Consider the following 25,811-nt stretch of genomic DNA (forward strand, 5'->3'; position numbering starts at 1 on the left):
GCAGCAGGAGCGCGCGGCGGCCTGGGCGGGCCGGCCGGCACCGCACAGGGGTCTGCCCTCGTGACAGACCACTGCTCGGACGCTACGCGGAAGCGCTTACAGTTCACTTACCGATTCGGGGTAGCCTGCCCCCGTGCATATACCTCGACGTCACGGGATCGGCATAATCGCCGCAGTGAGCGGGCTGCTGCTGGCGGGCTGCGCCTCCTCCGGCACGATCGGCTCGGCGGCCGGATCCCCGGCGTCTTCCGGGAGTACGGCCTCCGCCCCGGCTTCGACCTCGGGCTCGTCCTCCGACTCGCCGTCGGACACGACCTCCGCCTCGACGTCCGCCCCGGCGGCCAATCCCACGAGCTGGTCCAGCGAGCCGCCGATGACGATCGACCCGGCGAAGAAGTACACGATGACCCTCCACACGAACCAGGGCGACATCGTCATCGCACTCAACGCCGCGAAGGCGCCGCACACGGTGAACTCCTTCGACTTCCTGGCCGGTCAGAAGTTCTTCGACGGAAGCCACTGCCACCGCCTGACGACCCAGGGCATCTACGTGCTCCAGTGCGGCGACCCGACCGGGACCGGCACGGGCGGCCCCGGCTACCAGTTCAAGGACGAGAACCTGAACGGCGCCGCCTACCCGGCCGGCACCGCGGCGATGGCCAACGCCGGGCCGAACACCAACGGCAGCCAGTTCTTCCTGGTCTACAAGGACACCACGCTGCCGCCGAGCTACACGCCCTTCGGCACCATCACCTCCGGCCTGGACGTCGTGACCAAGATCGCCGCCGGCGGCGACGACGAGTCCAACGGCGCCGGCGACGGGCGTCCGAAGATCGACGTCGTGCTCGAGGGCGTCACCGTCACCGCGGGCTGAGGCGCCTCTCGCCCCCGCCCGCCGTCCGGTTCCCCACCTCTACCCCCGCCGCCTCTACCCCCGCCGCACCGGCGCCGTCGACTCCCGCACCACCAGCTGGCTCGGCAGCACCGCCGGCACCGGCGCCACCTTCGTCCCGCGCAGCATCCCGATCAGCGTCCGGGCCGCGCGCTGGCCGAGTTCGGAGCTGAAGATGCGCACCGTCGTCAGCGCCGGCGTCAGCAGGGCGGCCGTCGGGGTGTCGTCGAAGCCGACGACCGACACCTCGTGCGGGACGTCGATGCCGCGTTCGCGCAGCAGCCGCATCGCGCCGATGGCCATCGCGTCGTTGAAGGCCAGGACCGCGGTCGGGGCCTCGGTCCGGTCGAACAGGCCGACGGCCGCCTCATAGCCCGATTCCAGGGAGAAGGCGCCGGTGGCGATCAGGTCCTCGTCCAGCGGCACTCCGGCGTCGGCGGCCGCGCGGCGGCAGCCGCGCAGGCGCGCCTGCTGGGCCAGGTTGGCCGGGTCGTCGCCGGCGATCAGCGCGATGCGGCGGTGGCCCAGGGCCAGCAGGTGCTGGGTCGCGCCGTAGGCGCCGCTCTCGTCGTCGGGCTGGACCGAGGGCACGGCCAGGGCCACATGCCCGATGGCCACCACCGGGTAGCCGGCCTCCAGCAGGAGCCCGATGCCCTCGTCGCCCATGCCGGCCTCGACGATGACCCCGTCCACCGCGCGCTGGCGCACCATGCGGCGGTGCGCGGACAGCGCCGGGTCCTCGTCGTTGGGGCTGGAGACCAGCAGGCTGTAGTCGTGCTCGGCGACCACCCGGTCCACCCCGCCGATGGTCTGCAGGAAGTGCGCGTTCGCGAAGGTCACGTCGACCGGGAACGGCAGCACCAGCCCGATGGTGTCGGTGCGGGCGCGGGCCAGCGAGCGGGCGGCGACGCTGGGCCGGTAGTTGAGGTCGCGCATGGCGGCCAGGACGCGGTCGCGGGTCTGCTGGGCGACGCCGTCGGCGTCGTTGATGACCCGCGAGACGGTCTGGTAGGACACGCCGGCCTTCTCGGCCACGTGCCGCATGGTGATCTGTCCCGTGGATTTCATGTCACCGTTCACGCTATCGCACGCAAACCGTGTCGCGACAGAGGATCCGACGACACGGCGTCGTCGCGGCGTGCGCTTCGGTTAACACTCTTGACGTCTGTCAATCGGCTCCCCTAGGGTCCCCGGCAAGTAATGTGACCGTTCACGAGAGGCCGACCATGAAGGTTCCCGAAAGGACACGCCCGAGCATGCTGCGCTCCGGCGCCGTGCTGGCCGCTGCCGCGCTCGCCCTCACCGCCTGCGCGAGCAACGGGGGCAGCGCGGGCGGCGGCGGGGGCGGCAAGATCACGCTGCGGATCACCTGGTGGGGCAATCCCGCCCGGGCCAAGGCCACCCAGGACGCGATCACCCTGTTCGAGAAGGCGCACCCGGACATCTCGGTGCAGACCCAGCCCGGTGCTTACACCGGCTACTACGACAAGCTCAACACCCAGGTGACCGCCGGCGACGCCCCGGACGTCTTCCAGGTGGACACCGTCGCCAAGTACGCCGCGAAGAACGCCCTGGTGGACCTGTCGACGCAGAGCGCGGTCCTGAACACCGGCAAGATCGACCAGTCCTATCTGGCGCAGGGCTCATACAACGGCAAGCTCTACGAGGTCCCGGCCGGCTCGAACCTGTTCGCCCTGACCTACAGCGGCGACCTGGTCGCCAAGTCCGGCGTCACCGCCCCGGCCGCGGGCCTGAGCTGGCAGCAGTACGCCGCTTCGGCCAAGCAGATCTCGGACAAGAAACTGTCCGGCACCGGCGGCCAGGTCTACGGGGCCGCCGACGACAGCGCCGCCACCCAGTCCTTCGAGATCTGGGTCCGGCAGCAGGGCGGCAACCTGTACTCGGCCGACGGCAAGAGCCTGGGCTTCACCAAGCAGACCCTCGTGGACTGGTGGAACTACTGGGCCGCGATGCGCGCCGACGGCGCCGTGCCCCCGGCGACCACCACCGAGCCCGGCGTGACCGGCGACGTCACCAAGGCCCCGATCGCCAAGGGCCAGGTGGCCATGGACCTGTACGGCACCAGCACCACGCTGCCGGGCACCAGCTGGCAGTACGTCGCGCTGCCCGGCGAGAGCGGCCACCCCGGCGCGTACCTGAAGCGCTCGGTGAACTGGGGCGTCTACGCCAAGAGCAAGCACCCGGCCGAGGCCGCCGAGCTGATCGACTTCCTGGTGAACTCCCCCGAGGCCGGCACCGCGCAGGGCCTGACCCGCGGCGGCCCGGTGAACAGCGACGTGCTCGCCGCGCTGGCCCCGACCCTGACCGGCGACGACAAGGCCGTGGCGGCCTACGGCCAGTACGTCGCGCAGTCCGGCCACAACGCCGCCCCGCCGCCGCCGGCGCCGGCCGCGCAGCAGCAGATCGAGACCGACCTGTTCGTGCGCATGGCCGAGAACGTCTGGTTCGGCAAGTCCTCCGTGGACCAGGCCGCGCAGCAGTTCATGGACCAGGCGAACAAGCTGCTCGCACAGAGCAGCTAGGACGAGACCGGAATCCGCATGTCCTCACCGACCAGCACGCTGTCGACCGCGTCCCAGCAAGGACGCGGCGGCACAGCCGCGAAGAAGAAGACCGACGCCGGCCGGCCGGCCAAGGTCCGCCGCGGCGGACGCCGCCGCACCAACGGCGCGGCCTACCTCATGCTCAGCCCCTGGATCCTCGGCACGGTCGGGGTCCTGCTGCTGCCGCTGCTGTATTCGCTCTACCTCTCGTTCACGCAGTACGACCTGCTCAGCCGGCCGCACTGGGTCGGCCTGCAGAACTACCGCGAGATGTTCACCGCCGACCCGCGCTTCGTGCACTCGATCTGGGTGACCGTGCAGTACGTCCTCGCCTCGGCACCGCTGAAGCTGCTCACGGCGCTCGGGGTCGCGCTGCTGCTGGCCCGGCCGCGCAAGGGCCAGGGCCTGTACCGGGCCCTGTTCTACCTGCCCTCGCTGCTGGGCACCAGCGTGGCGATCGCGATCGTGTGGCAGGGCACGTTCGACGTGAACGGTCCCTTCAACCAGTTCCTGAACCTGTTCGGCATCAAGGGCGGCGCATGGGTCTCGGACCCCTCCACCGTCCGGTGGGTGATCGTGGGCCTGGCGATGTGGCAGTTCGGCGCCCCGATGGTGATCTTCCTGGCCGGGCTCAAGCAGATCCCGGCCGAACTGTACGAGGCCGCCGACGTGGACGGCGCCGGCCGCTGGCGCAAGTTCGCGTCCATCACGCTCCCGGCGCTGAGCCCGGTGATCCTGTTCAACCTGGTCGTGGAGATGATCGGGGCGTTCCAGGCCTTCACCCCGGCGCAGCTGGTCGGCGACGGACAGGGCGGCCCGGTGGACTCCACCTTGTTCTACACGCTCTACCTGTATCAGAAGGCGTTCACCGAGCAGCAGATGGGCTACGCCGCGGCGATGGCCTGGGTGCTGATCCTGGGGCTGAGCGTCCTGACCGGACTGCTGTTCTGGTCGTCCCGCTTCTGGGTGCACTACGGAGACTGACACCGCCATGACCGCGAACACCTTACAGACCCCCGCACGCCCGCGACCGCGCTCCGACCAGCGCGTACTGGCGCGCCTGCGCCCGATGCTGTGGCACGTCACCGTGCTGGTGCTGCTGCTGTTCCTGCTGTACCCGGTGCTGTGGATGGTCGGCTCCTCGTTCAAGCCGACCCAGGACATCATCTCCACGCTGTCCCCGTGGCCCGTGCACTTCGCGGGGTCCAACTACAGCACCGGCTGGCAGGGCTCGGCCGGGACCACGTTCAGCACGTACTTCCTGAACTCCGCCCTGGTCGCGCTCGGCGCGGTGATCGGGAACACGGCCAGCTGCTCGATCACCGCCTACGCCATGGCCCGCCTGGAGTTCCGGGGCCGGGCCCTGGTGACCGGCCTGGCCGTCGGCATGCTGCTGATGCCCAAGGAGGTGCTGCTGATCCCGCAGTACCTGCTGTTCCACAAGCTCGGCTGGGTGGACACCGACCTGCCGCTGATCGTGCCGAAGTTCCTGGCCGTGGACGCGTTCTTCGTGTTCCTGAACCTGCAGTTCATGCGCGGCCTGCCGCGGGAGTTGGACGACGCGGCGGCCCTGGACGGCTGCGGTCCGTTCCGCACCTTCCGCTACATCCTGCTCCCCCTCATCCGCCCGGCCATGGCCACCACGGCCATCTTCACCTTCATCTGGACCTGGAACGACTACTTCAGCCAGCTGATCTACCTGAACAGCCCGGACAAGCAGACCATGCCGGTGGGGCTGCGGATGTTCCTGGACGCCACCTCCGGATCGGAGCTGGGGCCGATGTTCGCGATGGCGACCGTCAGCCTGGCGCCGCTGTTCGCCCTGTTCGTGTTCTTCCAGCGCAACCTCGTCCAGGGCATCGCCACCACCGGTTTCAAGGGCTGAGCCGCAGAGCTCGGCCCCGAGCACCAAGCACCGACCGCTAAGCACCCACCACACCCGAACGCCGATTGTGGGTCCCCCCATGCCCGAAGAAAGGAAACACCCCCTCATGGCACGTCGATCCCCCTACCGCCTCGCGGTGCTCGCGGCGGCCGCCGCCGTCGCCGCCGTGGCCTTCGCACCCGGCGCCGGAGCCGCCGCCCCAGCCCCGGCGACGGCAACGGTCAAGCCGGTGCTGCCGGCCGACCTGAGCGTGCACCTCGGCGACATCCCCGACGGCCCCGGCGTCTACCCGGCCGTCCTGAAGGACGCCGTCCAGAAGGCGATCGCGCACCAGAGCACGGCCGGCTCCTTCGAGATCCAGAACAAGACCAAGGACCTCGGCGACAACTCGCTCGGCGTGTCCAGCCTGCTCGCGCTGTACTACTCGCAGACCCACGACGCGAGCATCATCCCGGCCTTCCAGAAGAGCATCGACTGGTACCTGGCCAACCGCGTCTACACCACGGACAACCCCGGCGACGTGACCATGGCGAAGCTGAACACCGGGTTCCCCTACGCGGCGTACGAGCCCTACACCCTGGCCGACGGCGGCCCCGGCGACTGGCCGACCACGGTCTGGGCGCTGCTGCACACCGACAACGTCCTGCAGTACGCCGACAGCATGCTGCGCCCGGACCAGCAGAACGCGCTGGAGAACCTCGGCGTGGGCTACTGGAAGTGGCTGACGCAGGCCTCGCAGTACAACCCGCAGGACGCCGACAACCAGGCCATCGGCTCGGTGGACGGCGCGATCCAGCTCTCCCAGCAGCTGACCCGGCTGGGCCGCCAGGACCTGGCCGCCGGCCTGGAGCAGCAGGCGATGGACACCTTCACGACCAAGGTGCGCCCGCTGAAGGAGTGCGACCGCGGCTACTGCTTCTACCCCGAGCACTCCGGCGGCTTCGACCAGAACTACGGCGCCATCTCCATCAGCTTCCTGTGGCGCGGCTGGCAGCTCACCGGCGACAGGCGGTTCTACGACGACGGCCTGGAGATGTCCGAGTACCTGGACATGCGGCTGTCGGCGCGCGGATTCGACTACGGCGGCCCGCGCCACAACGAGGACCACCCCGGGTACGAGGCGCTGTACGGCCTGCAGCACTACAGCGGCATCGTGAAGGACGACCTGGGCCGCTACCTGGGCACCTCGACCATCCCGTACTACCACGTGGGCACCGAGCCGGACCACGTCGTCACCCCGGACGGCCACGTCGCCTTCATCACCGTCTGGCAGATGACCGACCCCGGGAGCTGGTACCAGGGCTCGCAGACCGTGAACACCGCCTACAAGCTGCGCCAGGGCGCCGGCTCTCTGGTCCTGGACCAGAACCAGGTGCCGTACCTGGTCACCGCCGGGAACGCCGACGTGATCGACGCCGCCGCCTCCGGGCAGCAGTCCATCGGCCCGGCCTGGACCGACCCCACCGGCACGCACTTCTTCACCCCGGCGCCGAACACCACGCCGATCAGCGTCCCGCTGCCCTCGCAGGGCTTCCAGGGCCGCATGGTCGTGCAGCAGATGGTCGGCCCGAACGGGACCACGGTACCCGTGACCACGCTGTACCGGGTCGGCGACGGGACGGTGCGCATCACCGCGTCGGTGCCGGCGGCCGCGCTGCCCGCGGGCGTGTCGGTCTCCTACGTCACCGGCCTGCCCTACCTGACCGATCTGCCGGGCTCGGCGGCACCGACCGCGCCGACGCAAAGCTCGGTGCAGCAGAAGATCCTGGGCGTGACCGGCCTGACCTCCGGCACCGCGCTGTCCTTCGGCACCGACGGCGGCACGCTGTCCGACCCGGCCGGGATCAGCGCCGGACCGCTGGCGATCACCTCGCCCTACGGCGTCACGGTGACCAATCCGGGCGACGCCGCGACGAACGACTACAGCAGCTCCGCGACGCTGGGCAAGGTGCTGGAGGCCTACAGCACGGCCCTGGACTCCAACCCGAATGTCGGGTGGGCCAAGACGCAGCAGACGAACCTGGTGCAGGCGCCGGCGCACCGGCGCGGTCCGCTGCTGACGATGGATGTGACCTTCGGGGCCGCGTCGGCCAGCTGACGACGGTCAGCCGACGACGAGTCAGCCGACGACCGTCCCGCCCCATTCCGCGGGATCCACGTCCCGCACGCTCTGACAGAACTCCCACCGGTGCCCGGCCAGGTCGTCGACCGTGAACTGGAGCTCGCCGAACGGCTGCTCGGCGAGCTCGGCGACGATCGGGGCACCGTGGGACTTCACCCGCTCGTACAGCGCCCGCACGTCCTCGACCCGCACCTTCAGCAGGTGCGTCTCGACGCCTGGCTGCGGCGCCGTACGCGGCCCGTGCACGTCGGCGATGATGACGGCGCCGTCCTCGCCGATGCGCATCTGCGAGCGGTGGTCCTCGCCGATGCGGATGCGCTCGGCGAAGCCGAAGACCTCCGTCAGCCACTCCACGGCGGCTCGCACATCCGGGTAGACCAGCACCGGGATCACGGTCGCGGACGGGATCGAGCGATTCGACTTCACCGGACCCACGCTAGCCGTGCCCACCGACAAACGCCCGCCGGCAGATGTCCGCAGGCGAACACCCGCCGACCAACGCGCGGCCGGCGCGAGCGGCCCCTGTAGAAGCCGCCCGCGCCGGTCATGGTGAAGGTCCGATCAGCTCAGCGTGAACGGCGCCGACAGGTCGACGTCGTACGGCGTGGTGTCAGCCTCCTTGTCGATCTGCAGCACGTACCCGCCCGGCTCGACGGTCGGCGGCCCGGAGGCGTCGATGTCGCCCTGGCTGCGGGCCAGCGCCGAGGCCGGGAAGGTGACCTTCACGCTCTGCGACGCCCCGGCGGCCAGGGTCACCCGCGTGAACCCGACCAGGCGCTGCGGCGGCTCGGCCGAGGAGCTGACCGGCTGGGCCACGTACAGCGGCACCACATCGGTCCCCGTTCGAGTACCGGTGTTGGCAACGGTGAGCGTCGCGGTGAGACTGCCGCGCGCCGAGGCGCTCGGCGTCACCGACAGCCCCGAGTGGCTGAAGGTGGTGTAGGAGAGCCCGTACCCGAAGGGGTAGAGCGGGTTGTAGGCGTGTCCGGGCCCGGATCCGGTCCCGGGCAGCTGGTCGAAGAACTTGGGCTCGTCGCCCAGCGGGGACGGCGCGCTCCCGTCGAAGTCCCCGCCGACCGCCGGCGCGTCGGACGGCCAGCTGATCGACAGGTGCCCGCTGGGGTCGGTCTTGCCGAACAGCACGTCCGCCACGGCCTGCCCGGCCTCGGTGCTGCCCTGGTAGGCCATCAGCACCGCGTCGGCCTTCTCCGCCGAGCCCAGGCCGACCGGGCGGCCGGCCTCGACCACGACGATCACCGGCTTGCCGGTCGCCTCCAGCGCCGAGATCAGCGCCTGCTGGTCGGCCGGCAGCGCCGGGGCCGGGTTGTCGCCGAGTCCTTCGGCGTACGCCTTCTCCCCGACCACCGCGACGTACGCGTCGGTGTTCGGCGCGGCGGCCACCGCGGCGGCCTGGTCGGGGATGGACGTGGCGTGGGTGTCGGCGCCCAGGATCCCGGTCTGCACCGTGGTGCCCGGCGGGATCTGGTCCGGGGAGCCCATGCAGCACACGTGCCCGGCGCCGGCGACACCCTGCCAGCTCACGCTCCAGCCGCCGAGCTGGTTGGTCATCGAGTCGGCGCTGGGACCGGTGACCACCACGCGGGCGCCGGCGGCCAGCGGCAGCACGCTGTTCTGGTCGCGCAGCAGCGTGATCGACTCCTGCGTGGCCTTCAGCGTCTGGTCGCGCCCGGAGGTCACCACGGCGTCGGCGGCCCCGGCGTTCAAGCACGGCTTGCCCGGATCGGCCACGCAGGGCTGGTCGAACAGGCCGAGCTGGAACTTCATGGTGAGGATGCGGCGCACCGCGTCGTTGATCGTCGACATCCTGATCTTGCCGTCGCCGACGTCCTGGATGATCGCGCTCTGCCACTGGTCCGGGCCGTTGACCTCCATGCTGATGTCCAGGCCCGCGTTCACGGCCTCGGCCACCGCGTCGGGCAGGCTCGCCGCGATGTGGTACGAGGTCTGCAGGGCCTGCACGTCCTGGTAGTCGCTGATGATGACGCCCTTGAAGCCCATCTGGCCGCGCAGGATGTCGGTGAGCAGGTAGTGCGAGGAGGTGGCCGGGACTCCGTTGATGGAACCGGAGTCGACCATCACCGCGTCGGCGCCGGCGTTGATCGCCCCGGCGTAGGACGGCAGGATCGTGCTCTGCAGGTAGTTCAGCGGCAGCAGGGCCTCATTGCGGTCGTGGCCGTTGACCGACTCCGAATACCCCGCGAAGTGCTTGACGGTCGCGCTGACGTTCAGGCCGCCGGCCGGGGCCGGGGTCTGCAGGCCGGTAACGTTTGCGGCCCCCATCGCGGAGGACAGCGCCGGCTCCTCGGCCCACGTCTCGTAGGTACGGCCCCAGCGGTTGTCCCGCGCCAGGTCCTGCACCGGGGCGAAGGCCCAGGTCCAGCCGGTCGAGCGCAGGGCCGCGGCGGTCATCGCACCGCCGGCCTGGGCCGCGGCGGGATCCCAGGTCGCGCCCATGCCGATGGACTGCGGGAACAGCGGCGCCTGCCAGGGGTGGCCGAAGCCGTGGACGGCGTCGACGCCGAAGCTGAGCGGGATGTGCAGCCGCGAGTGGGCGATCGCGTACTGCTGGATCGTGTTGTAGTCGGCGGCCCAGTCCTGACCGGTGTTGCCGCTGGTCCCGCTCCCCGTGGTGTCCGCGGGGTTGTCGGTCCCGCCGGCCAGCACCGACCCGACGTTCTGGTCGATGATCGCCGACTGCATGCACGCCGCGGTCGGCAGCGCGAAGCCGGCCGACCCGCAGGTCCCGCCGGAGGACGCGGTCGCGTTGTCGACCAGTTGCTGGTCCATCTGCCCGGCCTTCTCCGGCAGGGTCATGCGGCCGAGCAGATCGTTGACCCGCGCGGCGATCGGCGCGGTCCTGTCGAGGTACTTCGGCTGTGCGGCGTTGGCCGCGGCGCCGGTGGCGGCGACGGCGTCGATGGTGGCCAAAGTGAGCGCGGCGGCGACGGTCACGTGCACCAGGCGCCGCGTCGAGCGCGCCTGTGTACGGCTCCTGAGCGGCCGTGACCAGGGTGTTCGAGCACGCATCAAGGACACTCCCAGCTGTTTCTAGCTTCGATGAGTGAGGTTTGGTGCGGCCGCAAACAATCTTGCTGATGAGCAGTCAGTCAACTGCGGGAAACCTGGGGCGTCAAGGTTCTGCCGGGACCCGGAGACAAGCCGGCCGCCGCGGCCGCTCCCGGAGAGGGGTGGGAGCGGCCACGGCGGCCGGCGGGGCTGCCGAGCTATGACCCGGCAGCGGGGGACGCGGTGCGAATCAGTGCCTGCTTCGCACCATGCCCATCGTCATTGCCTGCATAGCCAGACCCAACAGCACGGCCACGGCCCCGATCACCACGTTGTTCCAGATGACGGGCTTGGTCGCGGTGTGGCCCGCGGTCACCACCCAGGGCGAGATGATCATCCACACGCCGATCGGCACGGCGATCCAGCCCAGCCGGTACAGCCGCTCGGGCTGCAGGGCCAGAGCGAAGCCGAACGCGGCCAGGGACAGGCCGATCACCAGGTTGTTCACCCGCAGGTCCGACGAGATGGAGTGCACCACCCACGGCGACACGGCCATGTACAGCCCCAGCAGGACGACCATGCCGTCCAGGGCCGACGCGCGCGGTCCCTGCACGACCTTGGCGAAACGCTCCCGCATTTCGCTCGCGTCCGGATGCGTGGTGATGTCCGACGCATGCCGTGGTGCGGTCTCGGACATGACTCTCACTTCCCTTCCCGATCTTCTCAGGTAGAGCCTTTCGTCCCAAGTATCCGCTTTTGTTCACCGGGAAGCCACATTCCGCTTGCCGGCGGCCGGATTCCCCGGATCGACGCCGAAGCTGATGATCCGCCGCGGATGCAGCCGGATGATGGCGCCGCCCGTGTTGGCCCGGGAGTCCGCCGGGTCCTCGACGACCTCGGCGTGGCCCCGGATCTCCAGACAGCGCACGGTCCACGGCTGCGTGCTCACGATGTCGTCGACGACGAACGCCGCCGCGCCATTGGCGGCCACGTTGCGGTACTTGCGGCTGGCGGCCATGTCCCGGCCGCCGATGTCGATCGTGCCCAGCTCGGTGTTGACGCCGAACCCGACCGGGCTGACCTGGAGCGTTCCGTCGGGATGCCGGGTGGCCAGGCGGCCCAGGCGCTGCCCGCGCAGATAGTCCAACTCGGCTTCAGTGAAGATCATCGCGACTCCCGGAGGCTGTGGAGAGAGGAGAGAGATTGTCATTCATTCAATTGAATAATGTAGCCTGGGGTCATGTCCACCGCACCGGAACCGTCGCCCGAGCTGCCGCCCGGACCGCCGCCACCCTCCCCCTCGCCGCGCCGTGCCGCGCCCCCGCGGTCCGCACGTGGCACCTCGGCGCGATCGCGCGAGAAGATCCTCGAAGCCGCGGTCGCCGAGTTCGGCGCGAAGGGCTTCGCCGGCGCGCGCACCGCCGAGATCGCCGCCCGAGCCGGGGTGAACCAGCAGCTCATCGCGTACCACTTCGGCGGGAAGCAGGGCCTGCTCGACGAACTGCGCGCACGATGGACCGCCGCGAGCACCGAGCACACCGCACAGCCCGCCGCGACGCTGGCCGAATCCGTGCGCTCCTACCTCGACCTGACCCTCGATCAGCCCGACTGGTCGCGGCTGGTGGTCTGGCGCGCCCTGGGCGACGCCTCCGACACCCCGCCCGAGGAGCAGTCCGGGCGCCTGCGGGCGGCCGTGGACGGCATCCGGCGGCGCCAGGCCGACGGCGAGATCGCCGAGGACCTCGACCCCGCGTTCGCCCTGCTGTTGTGCTACGCGCTCACCTTCGCGCCGATCGCGCTGCCGCACTTCGTCCGCGACATCACCGGCCTGGATCCGCTCTCGCCGGAGTACCGCGATCGGTGCGCCGCCGAGATCGTCAAACTGCTGGCTCCGCGCGACTCGAACCCCGACGAAAGGCCTTCGGTGTGAGTACGGCGATCGTGTTCACCGAATACGGCGGCCCCGAGGTATTGCGCCTGGTCCAGGCCGCACCGCCGACACCGGGCGAGGGCCAGATCCGGGTGCGGGTCCGGGCCGCCGGACTCCAGCCCGCCGACACGCTGCTGCGCAGCGGCCGCTTCCGCGCCTTCATGCCCGCCCGGTTCCCGCAACGGCTCGGCAACGAGCTGGCAGGCGTCGTCGACGCGGTGGGCCCCGGCGTGGAGCAGTTCCGGTTCGGCGAACAGGTGCTGGGTCCGGCCGCGGCACCCGGCGCGCACGCCGACCACGTCCTGGCCGACGCGGCCCAACTCGTGGCCAAGCCCGACGGGCTGGATTGGAGCCAGGCCGGCGCGCTGTCCGCGTCCGGGCAGACCGCCGCGACCTGCCTGTCCGACCTCGGCGTCGGACCGGGCGACACGGTGCTGATCCACGGCGCCGCCGGGGGCGTCGGGAGCATGGCGGTGCAGATCGCCGTGGCGCGCGGCGCCCGGGTCGTCGGGACCGCCTCGGAGCGCAATCACGGGTTCCTGCGCGAGCTCGGCGCCGTCCCGGTCGAGTACGGACCCGGACTCGCCGAGCGTGTCCGCTCGGTCACCGACGCCCCGCCCGACGCCGCCTTCGACACCGCCGGGACCGCCGACGCGCTGGAGGCCTCGACGGAGCTGGTCGCCGACCGCTCGCGGATCGGCACGGTCGCCGCCGCGGCCGATGTCGAACGGTACGGGATCCGCCGGATGAGCACGCGGCGGTCGGCCGAGCAGTTGCGGGAGCTCGTGGAACTGACGCGGGCCGGCCGGCTGACGGTCTTCGTCCAGCGGACGTTCGGCCTGGACCAGGCATACGACGCATATAAAGAGCTTGACAGTGGACACGTGCGTGGCAAGCTGGTGTTCCTCATGCCCTGAGCACACTGAGGACTCCGGCCGGGAGCGCTACAGTGAGGGCTGCACATACACGGGTATGCGGCTGCTATGTCCTCCGTCCGGTTAACGACAGTCACTGGTTTGCACAAGACATCCATAGCGTGGCGCCGATGGGCGATCCGGGCTGCGATCCCGGTGGGAGCGGTGTTCCTGCTCCTGGCATCGTTGTGGATGGCCGTGCGCATCACGCCGTTGCAGTCGGTGACGGCGGCCGGACAGACGGTGGACGTCGGGGCGGCCGCGCCGGGTCTGGGGTTCTCCGGCCCCGGCGAGATGGACCTGTTCGGCCAGACGATCGCCACCCAGCCACGGTTCCCGGGACCGGTCCGCCCGCGGCTGCGGCTCACGCACATCACCGCCAACGCCGAACTGGAGCAGCTGCTCGGTTCCAGCGACAAGAACAGCGCCGGCGTCCTGGGCCGCCAGCTGTCCGCCGGGTGGCTGCGGTACGGGCTGTGGGAGAGCGCGGTGTCGGCGGGCATCGTCGTGGTGGTGCTCTCGGCCGTGACCGGCCTGCGGCGCTACCCGCTGCGCCGGACCGTGGCCGTCCTGGCCTCCGGGGTGGTGGCGATGACCGCCGTCAACGCCGCGGGATTCGTCCTGCTGGCCTCCGGTACGCCGTCGGCCCTGCGGCACGTGCACTCCCTGTCCGACCTTGTCGGCCGCAACGCCGGCTACCCCGTGGCCCCGGCCGACGGGCCCGCGCTGAGCGGGGTGCAGGCCGTGGTGATCGGCGACTCCACCGCGGCGGCGATCGGCAACCGGCCGGTGGCCCACCCCAGCGCCCTGGACCAGGCCTGCGGCCGCAGCGCCGACTCCTTCGCCGCGCAGCTGGCCGCGGTGAACGACTGGAACGTGCTGAACCTGGCCTGCTCGGGCGCGACCGTGCGCGCCGGCCTGCTCGGCCCGCAGCCGGCCGGCCCGCTCAGCGCGCCGCCGCAGATCGCCCAGCTCCAGCGCGCGCCGAAGGCCCGGGTGGTCATCGTCAGCGTCGGCGCCGACGACCTGCACTGGGCCGACCTGACCCGGTTCTGCGCGGCCAGCCCCGACTGCGACGACCGGGTCACCGACGCCTACTTCCAGCAGCAGACGGCCCAGTTCGTCATGGACTACCGCGACCTGCTCACCCAGCTCGCGGCGCTGCCGGGCCACCCGGCGGTGATCGTCAACCAGTACTACGACCCCTTCGGCCCGGACACCTCCTGCCTGGCCGCCGAGCACGTCGACGCGGCCAAGGCCAAGACCCTGCAGGGCCGCCTGGACCAGCTCAACAGCGCACTGCAACAGGGCGCCGAGGCGGCCGGGTTCATCTCGGTGCAGCCCTCGTTCGCCGGGCACGCGCTGTGCAGCGCCGAGCCGTTCGTACAGGGCCCGAAGGACAAGGCCCCGCTGCACCCGACCGCGGCCGGCGAGCTGGCCATAGCGCTGGCCGACCAGGGGGCGCTGTACGCCGCCGAGCAGTCGCCCTCGGGCGGGCAGACGTCGTCGGCCGGCGATTCCTCGACCGGGGACTCCTCGGGCGCCGGGCAGCCCTGAGTCCGACCGCCTGAGCCAGACAGCGCTGAGTTCGGCAGCCCCGGGTTCACACCTGTCCGATTGCGCCCGGACCAATCCGCCTATGTCTCCCTTCCAGTTCCTGCGCTGCCGCTTGGTGAACCGTCGCCCGCCTGTCGCCGGCGCACCGGCCGGTCCACTGTGGTCTCAAAGTGCTGACACCAAGCACCGGACACCTCATCCAGTGACCAGAAGGGAACCATTCGTGAGGTTCACCCCGAAGACCGCGGCGCTGGCCGCGGTCGGCGCCGTGGCCCTGGTGGCCGCCGCCCCGGTGGCCGCGAACGCCGCGAACGCGACGAGCGCCACGAGCACCACGGCGCACCAGGCGGTGGCCGCGGCCGCGGTCAAGCCCGCCTCCTCGATCAACGGCAGCATCTCGGCCTCGGAGATCCTCTCCCGGGCCGCGTCGTGGAACGGGACCCTGTACAGCACCACGACCTACAAGTACGGGCCCGGCAGCGACGTCGCCTACCGCACCGACTGCTCCGGCTACGTGTCGATGGCGTTCCACCTGTCCAGCAGCCTGACCACGGTGACGCTGCCCTCGGTGGTGCACTCGATCAGCAAGGCCGACCTGCAGCCCGGCGACATCCTCGGCGTGCTCGGCGCGGGCACCGGCGGCAACGCCGGGCACGTGCTGATCTTCGACGGCTGGGCCGACAGCGCCCACACCGAGTACAACGCCTGGGAGAACTCCGGCGACCAGGGCGTGCACCACGGCACGATCCCCTACCCGTACTGGCCGAACACCAGCGGCCCGGCAGCCTCGCTCTACCAGCCCTACCGGTACAACAACGAGAGCGGCTCGACCGGGGGCGGGATCCCGCCGTGGCCGAACCTCACGGTCAACAGCTCGGGCACCAACGTCGAGGCCGCCCAGTACCTGCTGGACGACCACGGGGCGTCCATCGCGACCGACGGTTCCTTCGGTGCGAACACCGAGGCCGCGACCAAGGCCTACCAGTCCTCGCACGGCCTGGGCGTGGACGGCCAGATCGGCCCGCAGACCTGGAGTTCGCTGATCGTCCAGATCCAGCTGAACTCCAGCGGCGACGCGGTCAAGGCCGCGCAGCTGGAGCTGAACAAGTACGGCTACGGCCTGGCGGTCGACGGCTCGTTCGGCTCCGGCACCGAGGCCGCGGCCAAGGCGTTCCAGTCGGCGCACGGCCTGCAGGTCGACGGGCAGATCGGCCCGCAGACGTGGGAGACGCTGGTCGGCGACTGACCGGCACCGGTCGGCGACTGACCCGCGGTGTTCGTCCCGGACCCCGGCTCGGCTTCCCGATCCGGGGTCCGGTGCCAACCAAGCCTGTCGCGCGCCGGTCAAATCAGATATGACACTCTCTGTGCGTATCGGAATACTGGCGGCCGTGGGCTGCTGTGCCGCGGTCCTGGCCTGCGTCGGCGCGTGCGGCTCACGCTCCTATGAGCCCTCGGCCCCGTCGGCGTCGTCATTGCGGGGAACGACGCAGACCGCTGTGTTGGTCGGATACGACGCCAAGGCGAGACTCCTCGCGTTCAGCCCGGCGGTGCTCTATGTCGGAAGCGACGGCACGGGGACCTACGAAGCAGTCGCCGGAGCATCGACGTACACGTTCCCGCTGTCCGGTGACCCCACGGTCCTGATCGGCACCGCCCCGTACTCCGTCGATCGACTCGCCGCCGCCCTGGCGGCGCGCCCCCGCAGCGCGGACCCGATCGCGGCGCGGGTCGCCATCGACCCGCAGGGCGAGATCACGAAGATCGCCGAAGTCGCGGCCCCCGGGAGCTGAGCCGTCAGGCCCGCACCAGCGGGGACCGGCTCAGGATCACGATCCCGGCGACCGCGAGCATCCCGGCCAGGACCTGGACGGCCAGCGCCCGCCCGGTGGCCAGCGGCTCGGAGAAGACGGCGGCGCCGATCAGCACCGAGCCGACCGGCTCCACGGTGTCGATGACCGGCAGGCTGATCGCCAGGGAGCCGGCGTTGTAAGCGCTCTGGACCAGGAGCAGCCCGGTGACGCCGACGGCGATCAGCGCGTAGGGCTCCCAGTGCCCCAAGGCCCCCAGACCGTCATCGCGGAACAGGCCGGCCGCGCTCTTGGCCAGCGCGTCGAGCAGCGCCAGCAGCATCCCGGCCGCGGCCGCGAACAAAGCGGTCCGGACCCGGCCGGACTTCCGGACCCCCACCGCGAGCAGCCCGGCCACCAGCCCCGCCACCACGGCCAGCAGCGGCACCCAGTCCGCCAGCGCGGGCAGGACGGTCCCCTCCGTGGAGGGCAGCACCACCAGGAACGCGGCCATGCCGCCGACCGTGCACGCCACACCGCCCACCTCGGCCCGGGTCAGCCGCCGGCCCTGGCGCCAGGCCAACAGCGGCAGCGCGAACACCAGGTCGGTGGCTGCCAGCGGCATCACCAGCACCAGCGGGCCGTACGCGAGCGCCACCCCCAGGATGATGAAGGAAGCGATGTCCAGCACCATGCCCGCGACCCAGACGGGCCGCCGCACCAGCGACACGACCAGGCTGGGGCGCAGCGACTGGTCTTCGGGCACCGAGGCGGCGGCGGCCTGCTGAAGCACGGCGGCGACCGCGAAGCACAGGGCGGCCAGGAGCGCCGCCGTCACCGCGACCGCAATGGACATGCCTCACAGCATGTCGGTTGGCCGTTCTGGACCACCGCAGGACACGCCCTCCCCGGACGCTCGGGCCCGGCCCGCGCACGACAGCCCGCGCACGACGGCCCACGTTCGCGGCTGATACGTTTCACAAGCAAGGCCCGTACACCGGACACGCCGTCCGGCAGCGGGCGGAACCGCCTTCCGACCTGGGGTTGAGATGTCGAATCCGGCGAGCAGCGACGGCAGTCCGGTCAGCACTGACCTCGGTTCGCAAACGCACCAGATCGACACCCTCATGTCCGGCCACACCGGCATCACTGCCGGCTACGCGATCCTCGGCGACCACCCGGCGCTGATCGAGACCGGGACGGCGAAGTCCGCGCCGGTGGTGCGCGACGCGCTCGCCGCGCTCGGGGTCGGTCCGCAGGACCTGCGCACCATCGTGGTCACGCACATCCACCTGGACCACGCCGGCGGCGTCGGGGACCTGGCGGCGATGTTCCCGAACGCGGAGATCGTGGTCCACGCCTCCGGCGCGAAGCACCTCGTGGACCCGACCCGGCTGATGTCCAGCGCACGCCGGGTGTTCGGCTCGTTGATGGACGACGTGTTCGGGCCGCTGCTGCCGACGGAGGCACGCCGGGTGCGCGCGGTGGAGGACATCGGCTCGATCGACCTCGGCGGCGGCCGGCGCCTGGAGACCCACCACACCCCCGGCCACGCCCGCCACCACGTCGGCCTGATCGACAACGTCACCGGCGACCTGTACGTCGGCGACGCCGCCGGCCTCTACATCCCCTCCGACGACCCCGACCAGCCCGGCGACGTCCGCCCCGGCACTCCCCCGCCGGACTTCGACCTGCCGCTGGCCCTGAACTCCCTGGAGAAGTTCCGCACCCTGCGCCCCACCCGCCTGCTGTTCAGCCACTACGGCCCGGTCCGCGACGTCACCGACATCCTGGCCCGCGCCGAGGAGGAGGTGCGGCTGTGGGTGGAGCTGGTGCGCGACGCCCGCACCAGCCGCCTGGACCTGGACCACGCGATCGAGATGGTGCGGGAGAAGACCGCGGCGCGTTACCCGGTGGAGAACGCGAATCAGGAGACGCAGACGAAGTTCGAGGAGCTGTCCTCGTACGCGTCGAACATCGTGGGGATCAACAAGTACCTGGACAAGGCGGACGGGTGGGAGCATCCGATGGCCGACGCGGCGAGCGCGGGATGAGCGTGACTGTCGTCAGGTCCACCAATCGGTTTATCGACAAGTCAGCAAGAGCGGGAACGCCTCGACGACGTCTTTGACGACGGAGGTGGCTGCCGGAGCAGCGGATTCGCGGCCACGATCGACCCAGACCGTCCGCAGACCCACCGCCGCACCTCCGCCGATGTCAGCACCGGGATTGTCCCCGACCATCCACCCGCCGTCGGCCAGGGCACAGCCCGCACCCTCGGCGGCGATCCGGAAGATCTCCGTATCAGGCTTGCGCACCCCCAGCGCCCCGGACACCGCCACGGAATCCACCAGCCGGTCCAGCCCGGTGCGCTCGATCTTCCCGAGCTGATTGTCCGCCTCGCCGTTGCTCACGATCCCCAACCGCCATCCGGCACGCCGCAAATCCGCCAGCCCGTCGCGCACCTCGTCGCGCAACTCCACGAGCTCTGGCATACGCGTGCGGTAGAGCCGCCACAAAACCTCCACAGGCTCGGCGAGCCCATAGCGCTCCCGCACCCTGGCGAAGAACTCATCGCGTCTCTGATACGGATCCCAGGCCTGGACCAGCCATTCCTCGGCTTCCGGCGGTAACGCATAGCCACGCACGAAGTCTTGCGCGAAGCGCCGGAAGGCCGGAGCCAGGGCGATGAGGGTGTCGTCCAAGTCGAACAGCGCCAGCGGGGCCATGGCGATGATCGTACCGACCGCTACATTGGTAGGAGCCCTCCGAGTCGGCGGGCCATTACCACTCCGGGAGGGACGCCGCAGTGACCGAAGCCGTCGTCGAGACCACCGAACCCGTCATCGCCCCCGCCCCGGCCGAAGCCGCCATCACCACCGAGGCCGAACTGCGCGCGCTGCTCGGCGAGCCGATGGAGCGCGCGATCACCAAGGAGCGCGTCCGGCTCAAGCCGATCGACCGGCAGTGGCTGGCCGCCTCGCCGCTGTGCTTCCTGTCCACCAGCGACGAGCTGGGCAACTGCGACGTCTCCCCCAAGGGCGACCCAGCCGGTTTCGTGAAGGTCCTGGACGACACCCGGCTGGCCATCCCGGAGCGGCCCGGCAACCGGCGTGCCGACGGGTATCACAACATCCTGCGCAACCCGCACGTCGGCCTGATCTTCGTGGTGCCGGGGCGCAACGAGACGCTGCGTATCAACGGCCGGGCGCGGCTGGTGCGCGACGCGGCGTACTTCGACGACATGGTCGTCAAGGGGCACCGGCCGATCATGGCGCTGGAGGTGGAGATCGAGCAGATCTTCTTCCACTGCCCGAAGGCCTTCCTGCGCTCGGCGCTGTGGAAGCCGCCGACGTGGGACCCGGACCAGCTGCCGCCGCACGCCGCCATCGTGAAGTCGGTGCAGTGGACCCGCGAATCGCTGGAGGAGCTGACCGAGTACTACGGCGCGAGCTACGAGAAGAGCATCTACGTCACCAAGAAGTAGCAGCTCAGCGGCGTCGCCGAGGAGCACTTGTCGGCGGCGGCCGGTAGCGTCGGACCATGGCGTTCACCTATCAAGTCGTCGTCGACTCCGCCGACCCGCACACCCTGGCCGACTGGTGGGCCGAAGCGATCGGCTGGGACCTGGAGCCGTCGAACGAGGAGTTCATCCGCGAGATGGTCGCCGAGGGGCACGCGAGCCAGGCCGACACCAAGACCCACAACGGCGTCCTGGTCTGGGCCCTCGGGCAGGCCATCGTGCACCCCGACGGCCGGGACGCCGGCCCAGGCTCGCGCATCCTGTTCCAGGCCGTGCCCGAGCCCAAGACCGGGAAGAACCGCCTGCACCTGGACGTCAAGGTCGGCGAGGGGAACCTGGAGCGGGTGCTGGAACGGCTGACCGCCCGCGGCGCCACCGAGCTGTACCGGGGCCGGCAGGGGCCCTCGAGCTGGATCACCATCGCCGATCCGGAGGGCAACGAATTGTGTCTGCACTCCTGAACGCCGCCTATTAAAGTCACATCCATGACGTCCGAAACCGCCGCCGTCCGCGTGGACAGCTGGATCTGGTCGGTGCGGCTGACCAAGTCCCGCTCCATGGCCGCCGATGCCTGCCGCGGCGGGCACGTGAAGGTCAACAACGAGAGCGTGAAGCCCTCGCACCTGCTGCGGGTCGGCGACGAGGTACGGGTGCGCCAGGACCAGCGCGAGCGGATCGTGGTGGTCAGCAAGCTGATCAGCAAGCGGGTCGGCCCCCCGGCCGCCGCCGAGTGCTACGTCGACAACAGCCCGCCGCCCCCGCCGCGCGAGCTGTTCGTGCAGGTCGCGATCCGCGACCGCGGGGCCGGACGGCCCACCAAGCGCGACCGGCGGGACATGGACCGGCTGCGCGGCCGGGACCTCTGAGTCCCGACTGAGTCCCGACAGGAGCCCCGACAGCCCGACAGGAGCCTCAGGGCAGCAGAACGCCGCGGAGCCGGACTCAGGGCATCCGGCACCACGGCGTCCTCCAGTCCTCCAGTCCTCCAGTCCTCCAGGGCGACGCCCCGCCTCCTTCTCGCCTATTGCCTACTTCTTGCGGCCGTAGCGCGTCTCGGCGTACTTCCGCATGATCGTGAGCGTCTTCGGGTTGCGGGCGAACGTCGTCGGCTCGAACGGGGTCGAGTACCGGCGCCGGGTGATCGCCTTCGGGCGGGCGAACTCGCGCAGCCCGTCGGCCCCGTGGATGCGGCCGAACCCGGACTCCCCGACGCCGCCGAAGGGCAGGCCCGGGATCCCGGCGAAGGCGATGACCGCGTTGACCGAGGTCATGCCGCTGCGCAGACGCCGGGCGATGGCCGCGCCGCCCCGGCGGGCGAAGACCGAGGCACCGAGGCCGTAGTCGGTGGCGTTGGCGAGCTGGATCGCCTCCTCGACGTCCCGCACGCCCTTGACCGTGATCGTCGGCCCGAACGTCTCCTCCCGCACCGCGCTGGAGTCCTCCGGCGCGTCCAGGAGTACCGTCGGCTCGACGTACGGCGCCTTCACCGCGCCGCTGCCGCCGACCAGCACCGTGGCGCCCTTGGCGATGGCGTCGTCGATGTGGCCGCGCACGACGTCGATCTGCGAGGGCATGGTCATCGGGCCGTAGGCGGCGTCCGGACCCTCGCCGGGGGCCAGCGCCAGCTTCTGGATCTGCGAGGCCAGCTCGGTGACGAACTTGTCCTTCACCGAGTCCACGACGTAGACCCGCTCGATGCCCACGCAGGTCTGCCCGGCGTTGGACATCGCGCCCCACAGCGCGGCGTCGGCCGCCTTGGCCAGGTCCGCGTCGCCGGCCACGATCATCGCGTCCTTGCCGCCGCACTCCATCAGCACCGGCGTCAACGACGGCGCGCACGCGGCCATCACCTTGCGGCCGGTCCGCGCGCTGCCGGTGAACGCGATCTTGTCCACGCCCGACTCGCACAGCGCGGCCCCGGTCGGTCCGGTCCCGGTGACCAGCCGCAGCACCTTGTGCGGCGCGTCCGGATTGGCCTGGTCGAACGCGTCGACGATCCACTTGCCGATCGCGGTGGTGTACTCCGAGGGCTTGAACACCACGGCGTTGCCGGCGGCCAGCGCATAGGCGATCGACCCCATCGGGGTGAACACGGGATAGTTCCACGGACCGATGACGCCGACCACCCCGAGCGGCTGGTACTCCAGCGTCGCGGCATGGTTGGACATCAGCAGCCCGGTGCTCACCCGGCGCGGGTGCAGCACCTTGCGCGCATGGCCGGCGGCCCAGCCGATGTGCTCGATCGCGAGGAACGCCTCCAGGAAGGCGTCCTGCCGCGGCTTGCCGTTCTCCCGGTGCATCAGCTCGCACAACTCGTCGAGCCCGCGGGTGATGAAGCCGGCCCACTTGCGCAGCCGCCGCTCGCGCTCGGCCCAGGTCAGCGAGGACCACCAGGCGAACGCCTGGCGCGCCTCGCCCACGACCGCGCGCACCTGCTCGGCGGTCATGGCGGGGAAGGTGGCGACCTCGCCGCCGTCGGCGGGGTCGTAGGAGACGAAACTGGGGGCGCCCGGTTCCAGGACGCCGACAGCCGCGCCGTTAGCTGAACCCTGATCGCTCATGGCTGACTGCCTCTTCCGTACGGAGGGAGGTGGATGGGGGTCGGGGACGGTGGTTCCGGAGGGTGTCCGGACGATCGCTACCAACGGGTAACGTCGATGGTTCCGATCCTTCACCTCGAAACGGCCCGGGGCAATAGGGAGTTGGGACGTGTGGTGGATCCGGGGTGACCCGCACGGGGCGGAAACGACCGACCGGCGGCCGCCCCGAGGGGCGGCCGCCGGTCGGCGGGTGCGGGTTCAGGCCGGTTCTCAGGCCTGGTCAGTCCTTGTCGGACCGGGTCAGCCGTCGTCGGCCAGGTCAGTCCTTGTCGGACCGAGGGTGGTCGGCGTCGTCGCGGACATCGAGGTCGTGGTCGTGGTCGGAGTGGTCGGCGTCGTGGTCCAGGCCGGCGTCGTCCTGGTCCTCGATGTCGTCCTCGTCCTCGTCGTCCTCGTCGTCGAACTCTTCCTCGTCTTCGTCCTCGAAGTCCTCGGCAGCGTCCTCGTGGTCGCCGGACACGTCGGTGTCGCCGCCGTCCTCGACGCCGCCACCCTCCTCGCCCTCGGCATCAGCGTCGAGTTCGTCCTCGAACTCGTCGAAGGCGATCCCGTCGAGCTCGTCGACCCGCTCGGCGGCATCGGTGAGCCCCTCGGCGTCGGCGTCGGCGGCGCGCATGAACCACTCGCGCGCGTCGTCCTCCCGCTCGGCGGCGAGCAGCGCCTCGGCGTAGGCGTAGCGCAGACGCGCGGTCCACGGCTGGATCTTCGCCGGCGTCAGATCAGCGCCCTGCAGCTGCACCACAGCCGCCTCCGGCTGCTCCATGTCCATCCGGGCCCCGGCCGCGACCATCCGCAGCTCGATCTGCGTCTCCTTGTCCAGGGTCTTGGCCTCCGGCGCGGCGGCCATCGCCAGGGCCCGCTCCGGACGCCCCAGACCCCGCTCACAGTCGGCCATGACAGCCCAGTGGTCGTTGGTCCCGGTGATCCGCCGCACGGTCCGCAGATCGGCCAGCGCCTCGGAGTACCGCCCGGTCAGGTACGCGGCCAGCCCGGCGGCCTCCCGCGTCGAGGCCAGACGCGGCGCGAGCTTCATCGCGGTCCGCGCGTGCCGGTAGGCCAGCTCCGGGTCCTCGTCCAGGTTCTGCCCGGCCATCACCAGATGCCCGGCCACCAGCGTGGCCTTGGACCTCAGCAGCTGGGCGAGCTCGTCCTGGATGTCCTTGTCGAGCTTGTCGATGGTGGCGTCCGGCGAGATCTCCAGCACGTCCTCGGCCTCACGGGCCTCACCGTTGACCCCCTCGAACCCGACACCGCCGCCCTCACGCTGGTCGAAGCCGCCCCGCGCACCCTCCTCGACGAAGCCACGGCGCGCACCCTCGTCACCGAACCCGCGAGGGGAACCGAACTCCCGCTCGGGCCGGTCGGACCGCTCGGGGCGCTCAGCGCGATCGCCGGCGAAGTTGTCACGACGGTCGCGATCCCGGCCGCCACCGGAGCGCTCACCGTAGCCTCCACGCTCGCGGTCGCCGAAGCCGCCGCGACCGCCACGGTCGCCACCACGGTCGCTGGAGAACCCGCCGCGGGAGTCACGGTCACCGGTACGGCCGCCGTAGCCGCCGCGCGAGTCACCACGGGAGTCACCACGACCGCCACGGTCGCCGGAGCGGTCGCCGGAGCGGTCGCCGGAGCCACCACGGGAGTCCCGGTCACCACCCCGCGAATCCCGGTCGCCACCGAAGCTACGGGGGCCGGAGCGGTCACTGTGGCCGCCCCGCGAGTCGCGGTCGCCACCGAAGCTGCGCGAACCAGACCGGTCGCCGTAGCCACCACGGGAGTCCCGATCGCCGCCCCGCGAATCCCGGTCGCCACCGAAGCCGCGCGAACCGGAACGGTCGCCATAGCCACCACGCCCCGAGTCGCGACCGTCCCGCGAACCGAAACCACCGCGCGAGTCACGCTCCCCGCCCCGCGAGTCACGCTCGCCATAGCCGCCATGCCCCGAGAAGCCACGCGAGTCGCGGCCATCGCGCGAACCGAAGCCACCACCGGAGCGCTGGTCGTCGCGGGAGCCGAAGCCACCGCGGCTGCCGCCTCCGCGAGAATCCCTGTCGCCATAACCGGAGCCACCGCGCGAGTCCGAACCGCGGCCATCCCGCGAGCCGTAGCCACCACGGGAGTCCGAGCCCCGGCTGTCCCGCGAGCCATAGCCGCCACCCCGCGAATCGCGGTCGCCGTACCCGGCACCGCCCCGCGAGTCACGGTCCCCGTAGCGAGAACCACCGCGCGAGTCGCGGTCGCCATAGCCACCACGGCCACGGTCGCCGCCGGCGTCACGCCCACCGCGCGAGTCGCGGTCGCCGTAGCCACCGCGCGAGTCGCGGTCGCCGTAGCCACCGCGCCCGCGATCGCCGCCGGCGTCGCGTCCACCGCGCGAGTCACGGTCGCCGTAGCCACCGCGCCCGCGGTCGCCACCGGCGTCACGCCCACCGCGCGAATCCCGGTCGCCGTACCCACCGCGCCCGCGATCGCCGCCGGCGTCACGCCCGCCCCGCGAGTCACGGTCGCCATAGCCGCCACGGCCACGCTCGCCACCGGAGTCACGGTCGCCGTAGCCGCGGCTGTCGCGGGAGGCAGGGCGATCCCCGTAGCCGCCACGGTCGCGGCTGCCGGAGCGGTCACCATAACCGGAGCCAGAGCCAGAGCCAGAGCCGGAGCTGGAGCGGTTGCCGCGGTCGCCGGCGCCGGTGCGGCCCGAGCGGTCGTCGGCAGGACGACGGTTGTCGCCGCCACGGGGGCCCTGGCCTCGGTCGCGGTCCCGGTCGGAGCGGCCCGGGCGACGGTCCGAAGATGGTGACATTGGATGCAGCTCCTGTTCCTGTTATGAGTCGGGGTCCATCCTCCCGCACCGCGGGAGAAAGGGCCAAACGCGACGAAGCCCCCTCCGGGATGACCCGGAGGGGGCTTCGTGAAATTTAGTCCGGCCGCGTCCTACTCTCCCACCAGGTCCCCCTGGCAGTACCATCGGCGCTGGCGGGCTTAGCTTCCGGGTTCGGAATGGGACCGGGCG

General features: G+C 71.2%; 25 protein-coding genes and 1 rRNA gene. 15 read left to right on the forward strand and 11 right to left on the reverse strand.

What is annotated here, in order from left to right:
• Window positions 1-150 precede the first annotated feature (150 nt).
• A complete protein-coding gene (locus ABH926_RS42465) occupies window positions 151-402 on the reverse strand; it encodes a hypothetical protein (protein WP_370372167.1) in 252 nt (83 codons plus the stop codon).
• A gap of 1 nt (window position 403) precedes the next feature.
• On the opposite strand from ABH926_RS42465, the gene ABH926_RS42470 reads away from it, so the two are divergent.
• The gene (locus ABH926_RS42470) at window positions 404-874 is read left to right on the forward strand and encodes a peptidylprolyl isomerase (RefSeq protein WP_370372168.1); all 471 of its coding nucleotides are present in this window, start codon (window positions 404-406) and stop codon (window positions 872-874) included.
• Window positions 875-928: 54 nt separating this feature from the next.
• Here ABH926_RS42470 and ABH926_RS42475 read toward each other — a convergent pair whose 3' ends face one another.
• On the reverse strand, window positions 929-1,960 hold the full coding sequence (locus tag ABH926_RS42475) for a LacI family DNA-binding transcriptional regulator (RefSeq protein ID WP_370372170.1): 1,032 nt from the start codon (window positions 1,958-1,960) through the stop codon (window positions 929-931).
• 188 nt (window positions 1,961-2,148) lie between these two features.
• Between ABH926_RS42475 and ABH926_RS42480 the strand changes: the two genes are divergently transcribed.
• The 4 genes from ABH926_RS42480 to ABH926_RS42495 all read left to right on the forward strand — a co-directional run bounded on the left by ABH926_RS42480 (window position 2,149) and on the right by ABH926_RS42495 (window position 7,439).
• Window positions 2,149-3,435: an ABC transporter substrate-binding protein gene (locus ABH926_RS42480; protein ID WP_370372171.1), complete on the forward strand. Its 1,287-nt coding sequence runs from the start codon at window positions 2,149-2,151 to the stop codon at window positions 3,433-3,435.
• 18 nt (window positions 3,436-3,453) lie between these two features.
• On the forward strand, window positions 3,454-4,440 hold the full coding sequence (locus tag ABH926_RS42485; RefSeq protein ID WP_370372173.1) for a carbohydrate ABC transporter permease: 987 nt from the start codon (window positions 3,454-3,456) through the stop codon (window positions 4,438-4,440).
• A 7-nt stretch (window positions 4,441-4,447) separates the two neighbouring features.
• Window positions 4,448-5,341 carry a carbohydrate ABC transporter permease gene (locus ABH926_RS42490; RefSeq protein WP_370372175.1) on the forward strand — a complete coding sequence of 298 codons (894 nt, stop codon included), beginning with the start codon at window positions 4,448-4,450 and terminating at the stop codon, window positions 5,339-5,341.
• A 106-nt stretch (window positions 5,342-5,447) separates the two neighbouring features.
• Entirely contained in the window at window positions 5,448-7,439 is a 1,992-nt protein-coding gene (locus ABH926_RS42495; protein WP_370372177.1) for a hypothetical protein, read from the forward strand.
• 21 nt (window positions 7,440-7,460) lie between these two features.
• Here ABH926_RS42495 and ABH926_RS42500 read toward each other — a convergent pair whose 3' ends face one another.
• From ABH926_RS42500 to ABH926_RS42515, 4 genes are all read right to left on the reverse strand, one after another.
• Window positions 7,461-7,889, reverse strand: a complete 429-nt coding sequence (locus tag ABH926_RS42500) for a VOC family protein (RefSeq protein ID WP_370372178.1) — start codon at window positions 7,887-7,889, stop codon at window positions 7,461-7,463.
• A gap of 135 nt (window positions 7,890-8,024) precedes the next feature.
• Entirely contained in the window at window positions 8,025-10,442 is a 2,418-nt protein-coding gene (locus ABH926_RS42505; protein WP_370372179.1) for a glycoside hydrolase family 3 N-terminal domain-containing protein, read from the reverse strand.
• Between the two features lie 298 nt (window positions 10,443-10,740).
• Window positions 10,741-11,187 carry an SPW repeat protein gene (locus tag ABH926_RS42510; protein ID WP_370372180.1) on the reverse strand — a complete coding sequence of 149 codons (447 nt, stop codon included), beginning with the start codon at window positions 11,185-11,187 and terminating at the stop codon, window positions 10,741-10,743.
• Between the two features lie 63 nt (window positions 11,188-11,250).
• Entirely contained in the window at window positions 11,251-11,658 is a 408-nt protein-coding gene (locus ABH926_RS42515) for a PPOX class F420-dependent oxidoreductase (protein ID WP_370372182.1), read from the reverse strand.
• A 72-nt stretch (window positions 11,659-11,730) separates the two neighbouring features.
• Here ABH926_RS42515 and ABH926_RS42520 point away from each other — a divergent pair, with 72 nt between their 5' ends.
• The 5 genes from ABH926_RS42520 (at window position 11,731) to ABH926_RS42540 (ending at window position 16,684) form a co-directional block, all read left to right on the forward strand.
• Window positions 11,731-12,420, forward strand: coding sequence for a TetR/AcrR family transcriptional regulator (locus ABH926_RS42520; RefSeq protein WP_370372184.1), 690 nt, complete (start codon window positions 11,731-11,733; stop codon window positions 12,418-12,420).
• Window positions 12,417-13,337 (forward strand): NADP-dependent oxidoreductase, encoded by a 921-nt coding sequence (locus ABH926_RS42525; RefSeq protein WP_370372186.1) that lies wholly within the window; start codon window positions 12,417-12,419, stop codon window positions 13,335-13,337. Before ABH926_RS42520 ends, ABH926_RS42525 begins: the two co-directional genes overlap by 4 nt.
• A 99-nt stretch (window positions 13,338-13,436) precedes the next feature.
• On the forward strand, window positions 13,437-14,891 hold the full coding sequence (locus ABH926_RS42530; RefSeq protein ID WP_370372188.1) for a GDSL-type esterase/lipase family protein: 1,455 nt from the start codon (window positions 13,437-13,439) through the stop codon (window positions 14,889-14,891).
• Window positions 14,892-15,114: 223 nt separating this feature from the next.
• Window positions 15,115-16,137, forward strand: a complete 1,023-nt coding sequence (locus ABH926_RS42535) for a peptidoglycan-binding protein (protein WP_370372190.1) — start codon at window positions 15,115-15,117, stop codon at window positions 16,135-16,137.
• Window positions 16,138-16,258: 121 nt separating this feature from the next.
• Window positions 16,259-16,684, forward strand: coding sequence for a hypothetical protein (locus tag ABH926_RS42540; RefSeq protein WP_370372192.1), 426 nt, complete (start codon window positions 16,259-16,261; stop codon window positions 16,682-16,684).
• Window positions 16,685-16,688: 4 nt separating this feature from the next.
• On the opposite strand, the gene ABH926_RS42545 is transcribed toward ABH926_RS42540, so the two are convergent.
• Complete coding sequence (locus ABH926_RS42545) at window positions 16,689-17,537, reverse strand: DMT family transporter (RefSeq protein ID WP_370372194.1); 849 nt, start codon at window positions 17,535-17,537, stop codon at window positions 16,689-16,691.
• Window positions 17,538-17,730: 193 nt separating this feature from the next.
• Here ABH926_RS42545 and ABH926_RS42550 point away from each other — a divergent pair, with 193 nt between their 5' ends.
• Window positions 17,731-18,735 (forward strand): MBL fold metallo-hydrolase, encoded by a 1,005-nt coding sequence (locus ABH926_RS42550; RefSeq protein WP_370372195.1) that lies wholly within the window; start codon window positions 17,731-17,733, stop codon window positions 18,733-18,735.
• A gap of 30 nt (window positions 18,736-18,765) precedes the next feature.
• Here ABH926_RS42550 and ABH926_RS42555 read toward each other — a convergent pair whose 3' ends face one another.
• Window positions 18,766-19,410 (reverse strand): HAD family hydrolase, encoded by a 645-nt coding sequence (locus tag ABH926_RS42555; RefSeq protein WP_370372197.1) that lies wholly within the window; start codon window positions 19,408-19,410, stop codon window positions 18,766-18,768.
• A 116-nt stretch (window positions 19,411-19,526) separates the two neighbouring features.
• Between ABH926_RS42555 and ABH926_RS42560 the strand changes: the two genes are divergently transcribed.
• From ABH926_RS42560 to ABH926_RS42570, 3 genes are read left to right on the forward strand one after another with little or no spacing between them, the layout of a single operon-like run.
• Window positions 19,527-20,168, forward strand: coding sequence for a pyridoxamine 5'-phosphate oxidase family protein (locus ABH926_RS42560; protein WP_370372220.1), 642 nt, complete (start codon window positions 19,527-19,529; stop codon window positions 20,166-20,168).
• 56 nt (window positions 20,169-20,224) lie between these two features.
• Window positions 20,225-20,665: a VOC family protein gene (locus tag ABH926_RS42565; RefSeq protein ID WP_370372198.1), complete on the forward strand. Its 441-nt coding sequence runs from the start codon at window positions 20,225-20,227 to the stop codon at window positions 20,663-20,665.
• 24 nt (window positions 20,666-20,689) lie between these two features.
• Window positions 20,690-21,070, forward strand: a complete 381-nt coding sequence (locus ABH926_RS42570) for an RNA-binding S4 domain-containing protein (protein ID WP_370372200.1) — start codon at window positions 20,690-20,692, stop codon at window positions 21,068-21,070.
• Between the two features lie 162 nt (window positions 21,071-21,232).
• Here the strand turns inward: ABH926_RS42570 and ABH926_RS42575 are convergent, their stop codons facing one another.
• Window positions 21,233-22,765 (reverse strand): aldehyde dehydrogenase family protein, encoded by a 1,533-nt coding sequence (locus ABH926_RS42575; RefSeq protein WP_370372202.1) that lies wholly within the window; start codon window positions 22,763-22,765, stop codon window positions 21,233-21,235.
• A gap of 298 nt (window positions 22,766-23,063) precedes the next feature.
• Window positions 23,064-24,008, reverse strand: coding sequence for a hypothetical protein (locus tag ABH926_RS42580; protein ID WP_370372204.1), 945 nt, complete (start codon window positions 24,006-24,008; stop codon window positions 23,064-23,066).
• Here ABH926_RS42580 and ABH926_RS42585 point away from each other — a divergent pair.
• Complete coding sequence (locus ABH926_RS42585) at window positions 23,904-25,598, forward strand: hypothetical protein (RefSeq protein WP_370372205.1); 1,695 nt, start codon at window positions 23,904-23,906, stop codon at window positions 25,596-25,598. The genes ABH926_RS42580 and ABH926_RS42585 overlap by 105 nt on opposite strands.
• Before the next feature lie 121 nt (window positions 25,599-25,719).
• Here ABH926_RS42585 and rrf read toward each other — a convergent pair.
• Window positions 25,720-25,811 (reverse strand): 5S ribosomal RNA (gene rrf / locus ABH926_RS42590); the annotation flags it as partial.

The sequence above is a fragment of the Catenulispora sp. GP43 genome (assembly GCF_041260665.1).
Classification (GTDB): domain Bacteria; phylum Actinomycetota; class Actinomycetes; order Streptomycetales; family Catenulisporaceae; genus Catenulispora.